Source organism: Gardnerella greenwoodii 00703Dmash, from assembly GCF_000263635.1.
GTDB classification, from domain to species: domain Bacteria; phylum Actinomycetota; class Actinomycetes; order Actinomycetales; family Bifidobacteriaceae; genus Bifidobacterium; species Bifidobacterium greenwoodii.
Genome location: NZ_ADEV01000009.1, coordinates 43,330 through 61,396, shown reverse-complemented (window position 1 = coordinate 61,396; position 18,067 = coordinate 43,330). Strand labels below are relative to the sequence as shown.

Annotated in this window: 12 protein-coding genes; 5 read left to right on the top strand and 7 right to left on the bottom strand. The window is 39.1% G+C overall.

The features are described from left to right. Positions 1 to 138: 138 nt before the first annotated feature. The 4 genes from NG78_RS01995 to NG78_RS02010 form a co-directional block, all read right to left on the bottom strand. Entirely contained in the window at positions 139 to 714 is a 576-nt protein-coding gene (locus tag NG78_RS01995) for a L,D-transpeptidase (RefSeq protein WP_230454152.1), read from the bottom strand. A 303-nt stretch (positions 715 to 1,017) separates the two neighbouring features. After that, positions 1,018 to 2,106 (bottom strand): redox-regulated ATPase YchF, encoded by a 1,089-nt coding sequence (gene ychF / locus NG78_RS02000; protein WP_004134867.1) that lies wholly within the window; start codon positions 2,104 to 2,106, stop codon positions 1,018 to 1,020. A gap of 51 nt (positions 2,107 to 2,157) precedes the next feature. Beyond that, positions 2,158 to 2,964 carry a pyrroline-5-carboxylate reductase gene (proC, locus tag NG78_RS02005; protein WP_004134866.1) on the bottom strand — a complete coding sequence of 269 codons (807 nt, stop codon included), beginning with the start codon at positions 2,962 to 2,964 and terminating at the stop codon, positions 2,158 to 2,160. 136 nt (positions 2,965 to 3,100) lie between these two features. Continuing rightward, complete coding sequence (locus NG78_RS02010; RefSeq protein ID WP_004134865.1) at positions 3,101 to 4,483, bottom strand: alpha/beta fold hydrolase; 1,383 nt, start codon at positions 4,481 to 4,483, stop codon at positions 3,101 to 3,103. Between the two features lie 128 nt (positions 4,484 to 4,611). Here NG78_RS02010 and NG78_RS02015 point away from each other — a divergent pair, with 128 nt between their 5' ends. Both NG78_RS02015 and NG78_RS02020 read left to right on the top strand, forming a co-directional pair. Beyond that, on the top strand, positions 4,612 to 7,164 hold the full coding sequence (locus NG78_RS02015; RefSeq protein WP_019260958.1) for a sensor histidine kinase: 2,553 nt from the start codon (positions 4,612 to 4,614) through the stop codon (positions 7,162 to 7,164). 12 nt (positions 7,165 to 7,176) lie between these two features. Then, positions 7,177 to 7,968, top strand: coding sequence for a response regulator (locus NG78_RS02020; protein WP_004134863.1), 792 nt, complete (start codon positions 7,177 to 7,179; stop codon positions 7,966 to 7,968). A 112-nt stretch (positions 7,969 to 8,080) separates the two neighbouring features. Here the strand turns inward: NG78_RS02020 and NG78_RS02025 are convergent, their stop codons facing one another. The 3 genes from NG78_RS02025 to NG78_RS02035 all read right to left on the bottom strand — a co-directional run bounded on the left by NG78_RS02025 (position 8,081) and on the right by NG78_RS02035 (position 13,904). After that, positions 8,081 to 9,970 carry a chromosome segregation ATPase gene (locus tag NG78_RS02025; protein ID WP_004134861.1) on the bottom strand — a complete coding sequence of 630 codons (1,890 nt, stop codon included), beginning with the start codon at positions 9,968 to 9,970 and terminating at the stop codon, positions 8,081 to 8,083. Positions 9,971 to 10,353: 383 nt separating this feature from the next. After that, complete coding sequence (locus tag NG78_RS02030) at positions 10,354 to 13,047, bottom strand: ABC transporter permease (RefSeq protein WP_004134860.1); 2,694 nt, start codon at positions 13,045 to 13,047, stop codon at positions 10,354 to 10,356. Between the two features lie 17 nt (positions 13,048 to 13,064). Continuing rightward, on the bottom strand, positions 13,065 to 13,904 hold the full coding sequence (locus tag NG78_RS02035) for an ABC transporter ATP-binding protein (protein WP_004134859.1): 840 nt from the start codon (positions 13,902 to 13,904) through the stop codon (positions 13,065 to 13,067). A 291-nt stretch (positions 13,905 to 14,195) separates the two neighbouring features. On the opposite strand from NG78_RS02035, the gene NG78_RS02040 reads away from it, so the two are divergent. From NG78_RS02040 to dprA, 3 genes are read left to right on the top strand one after another with little or no spacing between them, the layout of a single operon-like run. Further along, a complete protein-coding gene (locus NG78_RS02040) occupies positions 14,196 to 14,744 on the top strand; it encodes a YraN family protein (RefSeq protein WP_029600163.1) in 549 nt (182 codons plus the stop codon). Beyond that, positions 14,744 to 16,387: a YifB family Mg chelatase-like AAA ATPase gene (locus NG78_RS02045; RefSeq protein WP_004134857.1), complete on the top strand. Its 1,644-nt coding sequence runs from the start codon at positions 14,744 to 14,746 to the stop codon at positions 16,385 to 16,387. Before NG78_RS02040 ends, NG78_RS02045 begins: the two co-directional genes overlap by 1 nt. Next, positions 16,384 to 18,039 (top strand): DNA-processing protein DprA, encoded by a 1,656-nt coding sequence (gene dprA, locus NG78_RS02050; RefSeq protein WP_004134856.1) that lies wholly within the window; start codon positions 16,384 to 16,386, stop codon positions 18,037 to 18,039. Before NG78_RS02045 ends, dprA begins: the two co-directional genes overlap by 4 nt. The last annotated feature ends 28 nt before the right edge of the window (positions 18,040 to 18,067 follow it).

The window sequence follows — 18,067 nt, the reverse complement described above, 5'->3', positions numbered from 1 at the left end:
AAATATTTCAAGAATAGTTTGCTAAAAAATGAATATGTGAGGGCCTTCCAAACGAGGGCCCTCTTTTTTATTTGCAACATTTAAACAATTACTTAAATCAGACTACTTAAATATTGCGTTTATACAGTTTTTGCAAGATTATCCAATATGAACAGACGTTCCGTCAGGAATATTTTCATAAAACCATTTTGCATCCGCAACGCTTAAACGCACACAACCATGAGATGCAGGCTTTCCTAACTTCATACCTTCAGACCTAATATAATTTCCAAACTCATGGTTAGTTGGCACAGAGTGGAACAAGTATTCTGCATCAATAAAACCTACCCAATAGTCGGCGCCAACTTTTTCATTCTGATTGTAGAAATGCTTGTTGCGCATGCCGTTAATATGATAATCGCCATGAGGAGTAGAGTCATTTATTCCAGAACTCATAATCATTGAATAAACAGTTTTTCCTTTAGCAATAATATATACGCGCTGCTTTTTAAGATTTACATCAATATGTAAGTCAGAAACCTTTATTCCAGTAAGATTAGGGTACGCTCCCCCTGTAGGATACTTCCAAAAATCAGATTTAGCATTAGCTTTTTTAGAAGAATTTTTATTGCAATACTTATAAATATTATTTAGATTTTTTCTCTTACTGCTATTTTCACTACCGCCGCAATTATTCTTGATCTTTTCAATAAGCGCATTTTTACGTGCTTGCACACCGTATTGATACGTAGTAGAAAGCACATTTGATGTTTCAAAACCAACAAATAACAGGAAAATTACTATCAATATTGCAAGTATGCTCGCAGATATATAGCGCATAGTTTTCGAACTACGAATCCACCATCTGCGCATTTTTGCAAAAAATCGCGCACATTTGCGTATATCACTAACAAAGTCACGAATAAATTGCATCACTATCTCCGGTTATAAAAATAAAAAAGTTGCTACTAATAGTTTAACAGCAAACTACTAGTAGCAACGCTTGAAAAACAAAATTTCGTTTAATTCGCAGAAATATCACACGTTGAATTTAAATTCAACAATATCTCCATCTTGCATAACGTAGTCTCGGCCTTCAAGGCGAAGCTTGCCTTCTTCCTTAATTTTTGCCATAGAACCTTGAGCCTCAACGAAATCATCGTAAGATACGATTTCTGCTTTAATAAATCCGCGCTCAAAATCAGTGTGAATAACGCCTGCAGCTTGAGGAGCAGTCCAACCTTTATGAATCTGCCAAGCGTGAACTTCTTTAACACCAGCTGTTAAGTAAGTTTGAAGACCTAAAATATCGAATCCCACGCGCGCAAGCTGATCCAAACCAGATTCCTTCAAACCAGCATCCTCAAGCATTTCGCGAGCGTCAGCTTCGTCAAGCTCTGTAAGCTCGGACTCAAACTGAGCATTCAAGAAGATTGCTTTTGCAGGAGCTACAGATGCAGAAAGTTTAGACTTCAAATCTTCATCAGCCAACTCCGAATCATCCACGTTAAACACGTAAATAAACGGCTTAGCAGTAAGCAAGTGCAAATCATACACGTCGTTTTTATCAATAAGCTTTTCGTTATGAGCCTGGTCAATAGTCTTGCCAGAAGCAAGAATTTCCTTAGCTTTATTCACTGCATCAACATATTCTTGCGTAACTTTCTTGCCACGCAAATCCTTTTCCAACTTCGGAAGAGCATTTTCAATAGTTTGCATATCGGCAAGAATAAGCTCAGTATTAATAGTGTCAATATCGTCAGCAGGATCAACTTTTCCGTTTACGTGTACGATATCGTCATTGTTGAAAGCGCGCACAACTTCACAAATTGCGTCTGCTTCGCGAATATTAGCAAGGAACTTATTACCCAAACCTTCACCCTCGGAAGCACCCTTAACAATGCCTGCAATATCAACAAAAGTAACTGTTGCTGGAACAATCTTTTCGGTATTAACTAATTTTGCAAGCACTGGAAGTCGACGATCCGGAAGTGGAACAATACCAGTATTTGGTTCAATAGTTGCGAACGGATAATTCTCCGCCAAAACGTTATTGCGAGTTAAAGCATTAAACATAGTGGATTTGCCCACGTTTGGCAATCCAACAATTCCAATAGTTAAAGACATATTAACCTAGTTTAGACCAGCGCCGGGAAAGCCGACACAACTTGATTTTATTTACTTTATATTTTCTATGGCATCCACTGCAGAAATTACATCTCCCCTAAATCCGCGAGATTCTAGCTGCGCAACGCCACGAATAGTAGTTCCTCCAGGAGAGCACACTGCATCTTTCATAATCCCTGGATGAGTACGCTCGTTCATATATAACGCGCCTACTCCTTCAATCATTTTTGCAGCCAAACGGTAAGCACAATCTCGTTGCAAACCGTACTTCACTCCAGCATCTCCCAACGCTTCCATGTACATTGCTGTAAAAGCTGGAGCACAGCTAGAAATGCACATTGCAATATTCATATTTTCGCCATCCACTCTCTCTACTAAAGAAATTGGCTCAAATAAAGCGTTAAACATAGAAAGCTGAGAGTCAGTTAGAGTGTTATTCGACTCAGCTAAAGTAACTCCTTGACCTACCGAAATAGGAGTATTAGGAATAATGCATTGCACATGAACATTATTGCCCAGCAAATCCTTGTATCGCTCAAGATTCCAGCCGGCTGCAACAGAAATAATAGCTGTACCACGTTCGTCAATAAGACCAGCAATAGGTTTAAGAACTTCAGAAATCTGATAAGGTTTTACAGCAACAATAATGACGTCACTTGCTTCACATACTTCTTTAGCAGTGCGCATAGCGCGAGCGCCAATAAGCGAAGTGTTACGCTCAAGTTTTTCAAAATTACGAGCACATGCAACAATATTTTCGCCTTGCAATACGCCTGCATTTACAGCACCCTTAGCAATTGCTTGTGCCATATTGCCGTAGCCTATGAAGCCAACAGTACCGAATGTTCCACTACTCATTCATAATCCCCTTTTGGTGCATTTCATAAATAAAGCACTATTTATTACGCAAATTATTACTCAAACAGATGTATAGCATATCAAATAGTGCTATATTAGACGATACAAACACGCAAATTTTAAGAATTACAGCTTATTAACGCTTGTAAATTCCCTCTAAATCACCGCGATTTAAAGCCTCATCAAATAGATGACGGAATACTACATCTCCATGCAAACCATCATGCTCAAACTCATTCGTTGTCCAATAATGTGAGTTTGCAATACGAGAAAGCGTATCTAACTGAAGACCAGAATCAACATACATGTCGTCAAAGTAGACTGCAGACTGTAATGGAACTTCATTATTAGCAAGCTGCTCTTGATCATAAATCTTGCCAAACTGCTTGTCGCTCATTAAGCAGTCAACTGCTGGCAAGAATGGCTGCAAAGCTTTTTCTTGATCAAACATCCAAGGAAACATAGCTTCGCCCGTAAAAAGAAGCGGACGTGCAGAACCAGAAAACTCTGGCATTGTTTCCCTAACCTGCTGGGCAGCCCACAAAATTGGGTGCTCTAATTCACCGTCAGCATAAATAAATTCTTGCAGAGGCCAATAAAGCGGGCTTGAAGCCGTTGAATCCATTACACCGTACACAAACTCGTCGCTTAAACTTCCAGCAGAAGCTCCACCACCATGCTTAAACGCTTTCAAAGAACCATCACCATCTGCAAACGCAGAATCAAGAAGCCAGTGCACTCGCTCAAAACTTGGTTTCATACCAAAGGAAGAGCCCAACATTTGGAATCGTTCAACCGTAAGCTTCTCGCCATTTGGAAGCACAACATCACCCTGCGCAATACGATCTGCAATAGCAGCAGCACGAGCAACATCCTGCGGATAACGCTCATAGAATTGCTCTGTTTTTCGAGCCATGCGTGGGAAAGTATGCTCGTATACTTCACGCGCATTTGCTGGAACATGAGGAATACCACCAGTTGTAAAGCTTGCAATCAAGCCTTGTGGGAAAAGCGACAAATAAGTAAGCGTTAAAAATCCGCCATAACTTTGCCCTAAAGAAACCCACGGCTTAGCATCAAACTCAGTAAGACGCAAATGCTCAAAATCACGAATAATAGAATCAGCCAGGAAACGCTTCAAATACCAGGCTTGTCTCTCAACACTTACACCGTCGTCTGCCATTCGCTTCATAGTTGAAGCATCTACTCTTGAAGAACGCCCAACACCACGCTGATCTGGCAAAACTACGCGAAAATGCTTAATAGCCTCTTGGATCCAACCATCGCTAGAAGGTGAAAGCGGACGAGGACACTGCCCACCAGGTCCGCCTTGCAAAAAGACCAGCAACGGTAAATCGTCATGTACATGTTCAGGAGAGCAAACTACTCTACAGAACAATCGAATTTTTTCGCCTTTAATAGCTCCGCCAGGAGTATTTCCTTCCCAATCAAGCGGAACGTCAATCGCACGCTCTTCAACATGCAATCCAGGAACATAATAAGTATTAAGTAATGCCATGCGTATTCCTTTCCATTCTATATTTCTTTATTTGCGTGCTACATTGCAACTATCAATCACACACTCTATTTATAAATCATACTCAAGTTCGATTGTTCTATAAAGTACTATGCACTAGCCTAGTAAATATGAAAATATCTCATATGTTTTGCAGCGTTATACAACGCTTACGCACCGAGCTTACGATAAACGATATATTATGGGGTATTATTCCATTTATTCTTTTTATACTTTCAAGCAATCGCTATGTTATAAGCAACGTTGATGGCTTTTTGACACAAAGTTCTTTAATTACAGTAGCGCTTACAAATATTGTTGTTGCATTACTACTTTCAGTACGAAAACTATGGCCTGAACAAGCGGCTACTATTTTTATTGTTATTTGCATTGTGCAAGTAATATTTGGTCCTACTCAACTTTTTGCTGATTTCTTTGGTTTCGTACTGCTTGTTAACGCTATTGCGCGAGGAAATCCAGAACATTCAAAAGCTTTTGTTATTGCAGCCTACGTAACAACAGTATTATCTTGCGCAATAATATCGTGGAATGCTGTAATGGGACCAATATATGGCAATAATCATTCGAAATCTAGTTATACTTGCAGTGTACGAAATATAAATAGCAGTAACATAAAAAATTGCGTTTCAAATATACTTAATTTTGCAATTCCTTCAATAATTTTTGCGATTATTATTACCACTATTACGGTTATTATTGGCTACTGGCAGCGCACTCACGTGCATACTATTCAACTTTTACAAGATCACAATAATGCTATTCGCGCGTACAGAAAGAAAGCTCAGCATATTGCTGTTACTGCAGAACGCGCAAGAATTGCCAGAGACATGCACGATATTGTTGCTCACACGCTTTCTATTATTATTGTGCAAGCAGATGGTGGTCGTTATGCAGCAACCAAAGATATTTCGCTTGCTAAAAAAACAATGCATATTATTAAAAACGAAGCCGAGCGCGCCGTTCACGACATGCGCCGACTTCTAGAAGCTTTAACAGATGCTCCATCGGGTAAATTGGACTTCAATCATGTGCCTTCTCTTATTGAGCAAGCAAAAATTGCATCTCCTAAAAATATTTTTTGGCACACTGTTGATGGCATAAATTCTTCTAATAAACTCAACAAAAATGCGCAAACTGTAGCATATAGAATTATTCAAGAAGCACTTACTAATATTCGAAAGCATGCAGGCGAATGCGTTAAAGTAAACATTCATGAAGAGTGGAACAACCAAGGCTTAACACTAAAAATTACAAATGAAATACACAAAATCGAAGCTAATCAAGAGCAAAATAGCGGTGCGCCACATAAAAACGGTTATGGTTTGATTGGCATGAAAGAGCGAATTGAAAATCTTCAGGGAACGCTTGATTATGGAAAAATGAATGATGGAACGTTTAGTATTGTTGCTTTTATTCCATATTCCTACAGCGCAGACCAGTCGAACAGTACTGCTTCTGTATTAAATAGTATTCATAACGTTACTCATAAGAATGCAAAAGTTAATAATGAATCGGCGGCGCAAGCAGAACCGGCAAATGTGAAACCAGCAGATGTAAATGTTCCAACCTCATCAAACGTTTTGCCATACGTTTTACCAGAAGCAAATACTTCAAAAAATAGAATTGAGAAAGTATCACAATGGTTTGAACAACATTGGCTTATTGGAGACATTATTTATGCATCACCTTGGGTTGTTATGATGCTCTTTCTGCCAACCTACGATTTTATTGTTGGAGTTGGAATGTCTTCACAATATTCCAACTCGCTTTCATTACAAATACTTTATAAAGTATTTACTCTTACAACCATGGTGCCATTCATGTTTCGCAGAAAAGCTCCAACCGCATGCGCAATTGTTGCAGCAGTATTTTCTGCAATACAGCTTATACTCTTGCCTGATATTTTATTCGCTAATTTTTTCATACCGAACATTATTTACGCTGCTGTGCTCTACGGTAAAAAACGCGCATGGCAATGGGTTAGCGCAGTAGTGCTTGCCGAATCTGCTATTTTCGCCGTAAAAATTGGTATTGCTACAAAAAATATTCCACAAACTGAAACTCCAATACGATTCTTTACATCAAATATTGCCACAACCAATTTTTATGACTTTATGCAATTTGCGTCCGTTGGATTAGTTTTTGGTTTCATAGTTGCAATAATTTGTTTTACAGTTATTGCGTTTGCTTATTACCGCAGAAATGATGACAATAATTTGCTGCTTCTAAAAGCGCGCAGAACAGAACTTGAGCAAGAGCAAAAACAGCTAGAAGTGCTTGCAGCTAACGCAGAAAGGCAACGACTTAGCTCAAATATTCAGCAAAAAGTTGCTATTACATTGCATAAAGTAATCGATGCCGCAAATAGCGGAATTGATATGCTAAATAAATACGAAAAAACAAATAGTAATGCAGAAAATACAGAGTCAACAGAAACGGAGAAGCCACAAGAGCAAAGTGAAGAAATTAGTAAAGCTTTCAAAAATATTGGAGATGAAGGTCGTTCGGCACTGAAATATATGCGAAAATTGCTTGGAGTTTTGCGAGAAACAGGTTCAAGCGTTCATTCAGCAAATAATACTGCAAATGTAGCTGAGATTGCTATTCGCCCTGCTGCCCCACTTGATGAACAAATTCAACACAACGCTATAAATAAGCAATAGTAAGTTGATACTATGGAAAATATGGAGAACAATGAAGTAATTAGAGTCGCTATAGCAGACGATCAAGAGCTTGTGCGCGCAGGCTTTACCATGGTAATTAACTCACAGCAAGATATGCAAGTTGTATCTCAGGCTTCTAACGGATCACAAATTGTGGAGCTTTCTAAAAGCCAGAATCCAGACATTATTCTTATGGACGTTCGCATGCCAGTAATGGACGGTTTGGAGGCAACTCGCAAGATTCTGCAGCAAAAAACTAACGAAAATACTCGAATTATTATTCTAACAACTTTCGACCTTGATGAATATGTTATGGCTGCAATTCATGCGGGCGCTTCCGGATTCCTTTTGAAAGATACTGAACCTGAAACCTTGCTTAATTCAATACGAACGGTGTATCAAGGAAACGCAATTATTGCTCCGACTGCTACGAAGCGTTTGATTGAAAATATGATTCAGCAAGGCAAAGTAGCAACAAATATTACAGCAAATAGAGCTGCAAATTACAATGCGCAAGAAAGTTCGGCTGCACAAGCAAATTCTGCTACACAAGTAAATTCAACTGCACAAGAAACACAAAGCTGCGCGTGCGAGAATTCTGCTATTCCAGAACTTACTGATAGAGAACGCGAAGTTCTTGTTGAAATTGCTCACGGACTTTCAAATCAGGAAATTGCTGACAAACTATTTATTAGCTTACCAACAGTTAAAACTCATGTTGCGCATATTTTAGGAAAAATCGATGCTCGAGACCGCGTGCAGGCTGTAGTTTTTGCTTACGAAAATGGCTTAGTTAAGCCGTAATGAATGAGCCAAAACATATAAAAATGCGGCTATTCGTGCATTATGCATTAATAGCCGCAAATTTAGATTATTATCTTATTAGATTTAAATTATCTAGTATTTTTTACAAGCTTTAGGCCTTAGGAGCACGGCGGTGACGCATAAATGTTACGCCTGCAGCAGATGCACCAGAAATGGTTAGCACACCCAAAACACCCAACATTATAGTGCTAAGCATATTGCCAGAAGACTTGTTCTCGGCTGTAGCGCTAGCTTGAGCTTGTGGCTTTTCGCTTTCAGTATCCGAAATCTTTTCGTCAGTTTCGTTAGCAGGACGATCCTGAACATCATCATTTTCGGCAGTTTCAGCACTTTCTGCAGTTTTAGCGTTTTCTTTAGCAACATTAGATTCAGAAGGCTTTGCAGAAGGCTTTGCAGATTCAACAGTCTTGCTTTCAACAGGCTTTGACTGCTTATCTGCAGCATCTTCAGAAACAGCAGGAGCTGAATTATCTTCAACTTGAACTGCTGGCACTACTGGGTTTGCAGGAGCAACAGATGCTGATGGAACAACAGAAGCAGGTGGCATAGCTGGTGCGTTAACAGACGGAGCTGGAATCTTAGCTTCAGGTACTGCAGGAGCAGGAGCAGCTACTTTCGGAGCAGATACTACTGGAGGTGCTGGTACTGGAGAAACATGCTCTTTAGATTCAGACTCAGAAGGTGCTGGCGCAATAGGAGCAGTCTGTTTTTCAGATTCTTTGGCATCATTATTGCCAGCAGAACTGCTGCTATTTTGCTGATTCTTTTGAGCTTTTTCCTGTTCCAATTGAGCTTTGAGAGTAGTAACTTTAATTCTAGCTGCCTCAAGATTCTTTTCTGCTTCCTTTAAAGAATCTTCAGCTTTATTCTTTAAATCACTTTTCTCAGTTCTCTCATCAATCTGATTTTTCTTAGCTGCTTTAGCACCCTCGACACCATTTTTTAAGGAGTTAATTTTTTGGCTTAGCTCATTATCTTTGCCAACTAACTTATAGTTCTCAATAATATTATTAAGAAGCTTTATTTCAGACTCTGCTTTCTTTGCTTCAGAATCTTTAGTATTAGAAGCTTCAAGCTTATTGGCTACATCTTTCTTAGACTTATCAATTTGATCTTTAATCTTTTTAAGTTCTTCATCTGCTTTTTCAAATTCTTGCTTTGCTGCTTTGAAAAGGGTCTCTAATTGTTTCACAGTTTTTTCTTTAGCAGCAACAGATTGCCTATTCCCTTCTATTTTTTTAAAAAGCAAATTTTGATCATCAGAAACTTTTTTAAGCTGATTATTTATAGAATCAATATCACCACTATTTTCTTTAACAGCTTTTTCTAACGCAGATTCTAAATCAGTCATTTTTGTTTCATGCTCTTTAACTTGAGCAGAATCACTTGCAATAGATTCCTTAAGAGAATCTACTTCTTTGTGAAGATCGGAAATCTGTGATTCATATTGTTTTATGTTAGCTGCAGCTCTTTTTGTTGTTTCACTTTTTTCTTCTTCATTATTTTGCAAATCGTCAAGAGCTAATTTTGCATTATCATATTGCTCTTTTAAAAATTCATATGCTGCTTTTAATCCAGTAAGATTACTCTCTTTTTCTTTTTTGGATTTTTCAAATTCTGCAACCTTTGCTTTTGCAGCTTCGGAATCCATTTTTAATGCATTCTCAGCTTCTGAAAGTTCCTTTGCTTTATCTTTCTCAGCGTTTTCAAGTGTTTTTTCAGTTTCAGAGATTTTATTTAAAAGATTGTCAAATTCTTCGACTTTTTTCTTATACGCTTCAATTTGATCTTCTAATTGCTGAACTTGCTCTTCAGCTTTTTCAATTGCTTCTTCAGTAGACGCTTTTTTAGTCGCCTCTGTTTGAGCTGGTACACTCTGTACTTCATCAGCAGCATCTTGCGCCCACGCTGGCATTGGGCTTTGCATTAACAATAAGATTCCTGCAATTGCTGCGGCAGATTTTTTATTGACCGTTACCATATTTTCTACTCCTTGCTCGTAGCGGCCTTCATGTCTAACTTACGTCAGCAGTCATTTTGAGCATAACAAAGAAATAAATACATTTTCAACGCTATTTATTCGGAAAATTTCCGGCAAAACTTGTCATTATGAATAATAATCGTATTATTTTTGAATATCTCTAATAAAAAATGCTATTTTTATACATAATATTATAATCTTCGCATAATTATGCGTACATTTTAATAAAAAAATAATAACGATAATACAAATTTTTTCTGCGTGTCGAAAAACGCTTAGAAAAAAGATAATGCCGACACGTAAAATTTACACACCGGCATTATCTTTATTTTTCTGCAAATTAACTTCTACAAACTATCTTTCACATATAGTTTTTGCGAAATTTAGTCCTCCGCGAGCGCAGCTACTGGCGAAGACTTCACTGCTCTACGAGCTGGAAGCACGCTGGAAAGAAGAGCTGCAAGCAAAGCGATTAAAGCAAGAACCGCGTAAATAGTCCAATCAACTACAAACGGAACTTTGCCAATTACGCTAAACACCATGTAGGATCCAATCCATCCAAACGCTGTTCCAACAATCAAGCCCGAAACAGTACTTGTTAAGGAAATCAACGTTGCCTCCAACGCAAGAGACCTTCTAACCTGTCCCCTTGTCATGCCTATTGCGCGCAAAGTTGCAGATTCTTTGGTTCGCTCAATAACAGACAAGCTTAATGTGTTTGCAACGCCTATTAAAGCAATCACAACAGCTACTGCTATTAAGCCAACAAGTACCATCATCATTGCGTCGATAGCACTCTCCCACTTTGCTCGCTCAAACACGCTTCCAGTAGCCATAACCTCCGCATAGCTAGATGTAACATTTTGAATGTTTTTAGCAATATCTACAAGATTAGCTTTGCTAGAGTCTACCGAAATAAGCAGCATATGCGTTGTAGGCTTAAGGTAGTTATTGAAGTAGGATTTGCTCACAAAAGCAGTATTATTTGAATACACACCAACATTTCTATAAGTCTTAAACTGAACTTGCTTTACAGTAATGCTCTTATCGTTATTACTCGGGTCTGTATTCATGCCGGTAAATGGCGTAATATTATTGCTGTCTGTTTCACCAGAACTGTACTTTTCTACGTAAGCTTGCAGATTAAGGTTTCCTTTTTTAAGGTCAAAAGGCTCTCCACCTTCATCATTAAACTTAGGCAAAAGCACAGAATCCTTGTTTATGTTAACGCCATCAAGGTCAGTGTGCATTACATTTCGAAGCTGATCTACATTATCAACTCCAGCTGTCATAGCATACTCAGTTTTGCCCTTAGCGTTCTTAAAAGTCATAGGAACTGCAGGAAGCAACTCAGCATGCTTTATTCCACTAATCTTTGAAATATCGGCAGCTAAAAACTCGTCAACATTCTTGCCTTGAATAATAATGTCAACACTGTAACGGTCATCAACAACACCTTTAAGAGTTGCTTTACCGCAGATTGCGCCAGTTACTACCGTAGAAACAAGCGTTACACCAATAAGCAAAGCCGTTCCAGTTGCAGCAACTCTTCTAGGATTTCTTTGCACGTTTGCGTTGGCAACTTTAGAAGCAGGCCCACAAAGTGCCATAACTGCGCCAGTTGCCTTCATAGCAAACGGCATCCAGAATGTTGCTGTAATAATAATTCCAATAAACACAAGCGCGCATCCAAAAACTGCCACAAGCAAAGTTCTCCAAGAGTCAGCACCAGCATTAGGCGACTGCTGAGCAATCATGCTTGCCAAAGAAGTAGCACTTAAAGCCGTAAATAAAATACCTACAACAATAAATAGAACGCCAAAAACAGAGCGAAGAATGCTTGCACGCTTATCTTTAATCAAATCCATTGGTCGCAACGCTTCCATAGGCGTTACTTTTGTAGCAGATCGCGCAGCACCCATAGATGCAAGAACTGTTACAATCGCGCCAATTACTATTGGCCACACAACCGCTGGAAGCGAAACAATCAAAGGAATCTTAGATAATGGCCCAGAATTAATATTCAAGTTACTAATTGCGCCCATAAATCCGATTGCGCAAAGCACGCCAACAGCCGCAGAAATAACTCCAAGTATTGCAGCTTCAAGCAAAACTGCCGCATAAAGCTGGTGCGATTGTGCGCCAATTACGCGCAAAAGTGCAAGAGTTCGTCTGCGTTGAGCGACCAACACTTGGAATGTGTTTGCTATAACAAGCGAAGAAATAAGCAATGCTAGAACACCAAAAGATAGCAAGAACATAGTCACAAAATTAGTGCCGTTGGACACATTTCGAACAGCTCTTACACCAACATCATGCCTAGACATAAGAGAAAATTGCTCTGGAAGCAAAGCACTAATCTTAGGAGATAAATCGTTTATTTTAGATTCATCGATGCTCATATACACTTTGCTTTGCACAACTTGATCATCAAAATTCTTAAGATTGTTGAGTTTTGCACAAAAATCGTTCGTTACGCCGCCAAGATATATGCCGCGATTTGAAAATGGTATTTGAGAATGTTCTCCATCGTCAACAAGACCAACCACACGAACATCGTACGATTTTTCTTTATTTCCGCCAGTGTCATCTACTTTAACCAAAGTTATAGTATCGCCAATGTTTGCATGTATGGATTTAGCAATACTTTTAATAAGCGTAATTTCGCCTATTTTTTGCGGATCTCTACCTTCTGTTGATTTATACACAGGAAGATTTCCATACAAACCACTAGACCAAGCAGCGCTCGTAACTGATTTATCACCTTTTTCTACTCTTACAAGCGCAGTCGCATCGTTACTACGAATACCGTTGACACCAGGCATCTTCGATATTTCGTCTAAATGAAGGTCTTTATAATGAATTCCACTATTCGGAGAACTGTTAGAGCTTTTAGATGAGATTGCATAATTTGCGCTATGGAATTCTTCCGTTGCATTGCGAACCATCAAGTCGTCAACACTGTTTACAAAAAGCAAAGTAGCGCTCATAAACATGCTGCCTATAAGAATTGCAATTCCAGAGGCGATTAGCATGCGCACGCTTTTACGCATAAGTTTTAGCGCGATTTTCCACATTCTAACTTCACCACCTTTTATTGCAATTGAGCAGACTGATTACTAATACCAGCCTCACTGCGTTCCATAAGCATCTTGCTCATGCCTTCTGCAGTAGGATTTTGCACATCTTCAACGATTTGACCATCTGCAAACACGATTGCTCGATCAGAATAAGAGGCTGCAACAGCATCATGCGTAACCATAATCACAGTTTGACCAAGCTCAGTTACGGACTTCTTCAAGAAATGCAAAACTTCTGAGCTGGAAGCAGAGTCAAGATTTCCGGTAGGCTCGTCTGCAAAAACTACGGAAGGCTTAGAGATTAAAGCTCGAGCGATTGCAACGCGTTGGCGCTGGCCACCAGAAAGCTCAGCAGGCCTATGCTTTAAGCGATTTTGCAAGCCAAGAGTATTAACCAAAGTATTAAACCATTGCTTATCTGGCTTTTTGCCCGCCAAAGTAAGAGGCATGAGAATATTTTGCTCAGCGCTAAACATTGGAAGAAGATTAAAACTTTGGAAAATAAACCCAACCATTTCGCGACGCATAAGTGTAAGCTGCTTATCGCTCATGCCTGTAATATCAAGGCCATCAACCAAAACTTTTCCAGAATTAACACTGTCAAGACCAGCCAAGGAATGCATTAAAGTTGACTTTCCAGAACCAGAAGGACCCATAATCGCCGTAAACTTGCCGCGCTCAAAACTTACGCTTACATCTCGCAAAGCGTGAACAATTCCTGCACCCTTGCCAAAATCTTTAACAACATGCAAAGCTGCAACCGCAGTTTCGCCAATCAAGTTTTGATTAAAATCTGCTCTAAAATCTAAAGCATTTTCTTGCTCATATGAGCTTGTTTCGTACGGACTGTTCATAACTGCTCCTTTTCTTAAAAAGTAGTAATCGCATAGTTATCTACTGCTAATACTTAAATTTACGGAAAAATACAGCTGATTACCATCGTACGTAAGATTGAACTTTTAATAAAAAACACTGCAAGTAATACTTAAGTATGATATAGAAATTTTCTAAATATTTAAGCACTATCTAAATAACAATTTTCTAGAAATACATTTTATAAACTAAATAAACACGCAGAGAAAATGTTTTATCCACAATGGAATAAAAATCTGGATTACATTAAAACAAGTTATGAAAATGGCTATATGGCTATTAAAAAACAAATTATTGACAACGAAATTATTCCAATGGAATACATTGAAGACTATGAGACGGCACAAGAATTGTTGCACTCAAAACTTGAGCAAGTCTCGCAAGATCTTCAATCAGACTCTGTTGACAGCAAAGAGCTTGGAAAACTGGGAGAAACATACGCCGCTTTGCGCCTAATGCAACAAGGTTGGCATGTTATTGACAGGAACTGGCATTCGCGTCAAGGAGAATTAGATTTAGTTATGATTACACCGGAACAAAAGTTAGTTTTTGTGGAAGTCAAAACTAGACGAAGCGTCCAATATGGCACACCTCTTGAAGCAATCAACCAAGATAAACGTAGTAAATTGCGTAAAGCAGGCATGCAGTGGATAGAAAAATTCGGCACCGACATACCTAGATACCGTATTCGTTTTGATGCAGTATCAATTCTTGTTATAAACAAATACACGTATAGCGATTCTGCATGCATGATTCAAGCGCTAGAAGAAATAGATAACAACAGCAATATTCAATTCACGCATATTCCAGGAGCATTCTAATGAGTATTGGAAACGCATTATCAGTTGGACTTATTGGACTTAAAGCTTTTACGATTAAACTTCAAGCATTTATGTCTGGCAATATGCCAAACTTTTCAATAATAGGACTTCCAGACACTTCTCTAAGCGAAGCTAGAGAACGAGTAAAGTCAGCTCATCATGCTTTACACTGCAAATGGCCAGAAGGTAGAGTAACAGTAAACTTATCTCCTGCTTCAATGCCTAAAAGTGGATCTTCATACGATCTTGCTATTGCAGCAAGTATTTTAAGCGCCGAAAAATATATTCCACTTTCTGAACTTGAAAATACCGTTATTTTAGGAGAACTAAATCTTGATGGCACAGTTCTTCCAATACAAGGAATGCTTCCTATTGCTCTTTACGCAAAAAAGAAGCATTTTAAGCGCATGATTATTCCTCAAGAAAATCTTGCGGAAGCGCAATTAGTAGAAGGTATTGAGACTATTGGAATACATCATATTTATGATTTAGTAACCGAATTGCATGGAACTTTGCAAGAAGAGTCACTAAAACTCATTGAAGAAGACCCAGTTTATAAGCACATGCAAGTTTTAGAACGAAATGGGAAAGACAATACCAATAATGAGCATTCTGAAATATTAGAAGATCAAAGTGCTTCACCATTACAAGTTAATTCAAAATATGAGATTGGAGACATGTGCGAAGTTATTGGGCAAGAACACACAAAGTGGGCTCTTCAAGTTGCTGCAGCCGGAGGGCATCACGTTATGATGATTGGCCCTCCAGGATCCGGAAAAACCATGCTCGCATCTCGAATACCAAGCATTATGTGTCCTCTTAATGAACAAGAACAGCTTGAAGTTGCTTCAATACGTTCGCTATGCGGAACTCTACCCTACTACGGCATTAGTGACATTCCACCATTTGAAGCACCGCATCATACAGCTTCAGCAGCTTCTCTTATTGGAGGCGGAACAGGAGTTGCAAAACCTGGTATTATCACTCGCGCACACTGCGGAGTGCTGTTTATGGACGAAGCTCCAGAATTTTCACCAAGAGTTTTGCAAACACTTCGAGAGCCACTAGAATCCGGACATATTGCTATTTCACGCTCAAAAGGAACTACGCTTTATCCTGCTAAATTCCAGCTTGTTATTGCAGCAAATCCTTGTCCTTGCGGCTACGCGTATGGAAACGGAGAGCGATGCACGTGCAAAGAGCGAGAACGCGCTAGATACTTTTCTAGACTTTCCGGCCCTATTCTTGATCGCATTGACATTCAAATGGATGTTCCACCTGTGGAAAGAATTGTTATACCAAACCAAAACAATCAAGTTCACGGACCGAGTGAAGAATCAAGCACAACTCTTACAAGTGAAATGATGCGCAATAATGTAACAGAAGCACGTCAAGTAGCTAGGACTCGTTTCAGTAAGCAAGGTTGGGATTGCAATGCTCAAGCTTCCGGAACATGGCTTCGAAAATACACTTCTAAACAGGCTGTTGGGCTTATTAATAGAGCATTAGAAAAACACCAATTGAGTTTAAGAGGAGCGGATAGAGCGTTGCGACTTGCTTGGACGTTAGCAGATCTTTCTGGACATACTTCCCCAGACATGACAGACATGGCTCAGGCTATTAGTTTAAGGACACGAATATGAGCAATCTTAATAATGTAAATAATAAAAATTGCGAAAATAGCATTGATAATGTTATTGAAATTGACGAGGAAACACTTTCTCGCGCAATACTAACGTTCTGCTTAGAAGGAGCAGACGCTATTATGTATACGCTTTTACTTGGAGCGCAGCATGCTAACGATATTGTAAAGCTTCTGCATCCTATTGTTAAAAGTTTCCTAGCTCAACAGCAAGAATCTTCTGCTCAACAAATGCAACTTCCTATTATTAGTGAAGAAACTTGCGAAGAAACCGGTCAAGAAAGTATTGAAGAAGCTATTAAAGAAAACGCGGATAATATTAGCTTGTCTAAAGACAAGCGCAGCAAAAGCCAACAGTTAACATCTACTATGTGGAAGCACATAAGCAAACACCACTCAATAACAACTTTAGAATCGTATTTTAATAAGGGATTAAAGTCATGGGGGTACAGAGACAACAACAATACGCAAACTTTAGAAGCACTACACCACACTCTTGCAAAATGGTGTGTTAGACTAACACATCTACCAACTTGGGAGCCAAACGCATTATGTAACTGGTTCACTAATTCAGGAAAGCAGTGGATTATTGCGCCTCACAGTAAGTATTGGCCAAAGCAATTACAAGACCTGGCTTTTCACAGCCACTTTTCTCCACCATTATGCCTGTGGGGTATTGGAAACCCTCAAGCACTTATTCAATGCCATAATCCGCTTGCAATTGTGGGATCTAGATCTTGCACAGATTACGGAAGAGAATTAGCGTATCGTTTTGCGTACGACTGCGCTTCAAAAGGGCATACTATTATTTCTGGCGGCGCTTATGGAATTGATGCAGCAGCTCACTGGGGTGCAATTGACGCTCAAACAGACGCCGGAGAAAACAAACCAATCGGAAGAACAATTGCAGTTTTTGCAGGCGGATTGAACCATATGGGTCCACAAAGCAATTCTCAGCTTTTTGATGAAATTATAGAAAAGGGCGGTGCTTGCATAAGCGAATTGTGCCCTGACACAACTCCAGTCGGGCACAGATTCCTACTACGAAACCGAATTATTGCAGCATTATCTTCAAAAGTTCTTGTAGCACAAGCGAGACTACAATCAGGAGCTTTGAATACTGCAACATGGGCCACAGACTTAAACCGCGAGTTGTATGCAATCCCAGGAGACATCAATCGACCGCATAACGCTGGGTGCAATAAAATTATTCACGATTCACAAGCAATAATGGTGTGCAGCCAACAAGATGCTGATATTCTTTTCCCACAATCTCACCATTACATAGCTGGAGCTTTGAATAAAACTGCTATTAGTAAAACAACAGCGGAAAGCAACTCTTTTAACAACTCTGCTACTAGTAATAAAACTTACAATATTCAGGAAAAGCAAGTCTTAAATTCAAGCGAATCAGAAAATTATGCTGAAATACAACAGCATATTATTAATGCGATTCTTACATGCAAGCGCAAACGTGAAAATGCAAACATTGATAGCATTTATGAAATTATTAAGCTTTCGTACGAGAAAGAAAAATTAGGCACAATTCCGTCTATTGCAGAAGTTTCCGGAGCGATTGCGCTTTTAGAGTTGGAGGGAACAATATTTAGAAAAAATGAAGATTTTATTATAAAGCAGCAAAAAGTGGCGTAACACGCATTCCGCAAGACTATGCTTATGA

What these genes read in the sequence shown, in the direction of transcription:
- ychF (WP_004134867.1), bottom strand. Translation starts at nt 2,106, where the DNA reads ATGTCTTTAACTATTGGAATTGTTGGATTGCCAAACGTGGGCAAATCC.
- proC (WP_004134866.1), bottom strand. Translation starts at nt 2,964, where the DNA reads ATGAGTAGTGGAACATTCGGTACTGTTGGCTTCATAGGCTACGGCAAT.
- NG78_RS02010 (WP_004134865.1), bottom strand. Translation starts at nt 4,483, where the DNA reads ATGGCATTACTTAATACTTATTATGTTCCTGGATTGCATGTTGAAGAG.
- NG78_RS02015 (WP_019260958.1), top strand. Translation starts at nt 4,612, where the DNA reads ATGAAAATATCTCATATGTTTTGCAGCGTTATACAACGCTTACGCACC.
- NG78_RS02020 (WP_004134863.1), top strand. Translation starts at nt 7,177, where the DNA reads ATGGAAAATATGGAGAACAATGAAGTAATTAGAGTCGCTATAGCAGAC.
- NG78_RS02025 (WP_004134861.1), bottom strand. Translation starts at nt 9,970, where the DNA reads ATGGTAACGGTCAATAAAAAATCTGCCGCAGCAATTGCAGGAATCTTA.
- NG78_RS02030 (WP_004134860.1), bottom strand. Translation starts at nt 13,047, where the DNA reads ATGTGGAAAATCGCGCTAAAACTTATGCGTAAAAGCGTGCGCATGCTA.
- NG78_RS02035 (WP_004134859.1), bottom strand. Translation starts at nt 13,904, where the DNA reads ATGAACAGTCCGTACGAAACAAGCTCATATGAGCAAGAAAATGCTTTA.
- NG78_RS02040 (WP_029600163.1), top strand. Translation starts at nt 14,196, where the DNA reads ATGGCTATTAAAAAACAAATTATTGACAACGAAATTATTCCAATGGAA.
- NG78_RS02045 (WP_004134857.1), top strand. Translation starts at nt 14,744, where the DNA reads ATGAGTATTGGAAACGCATTATCAGTTGGACTTATTGGACTTAAAGCT.
- dprA (WP_004134856.1), top strand. Translation starts at nt 16,384, where the DNA reads ATGAGCAATCTTAATAATGTAAATAATAAAAATTGCGAAAATAGCATT.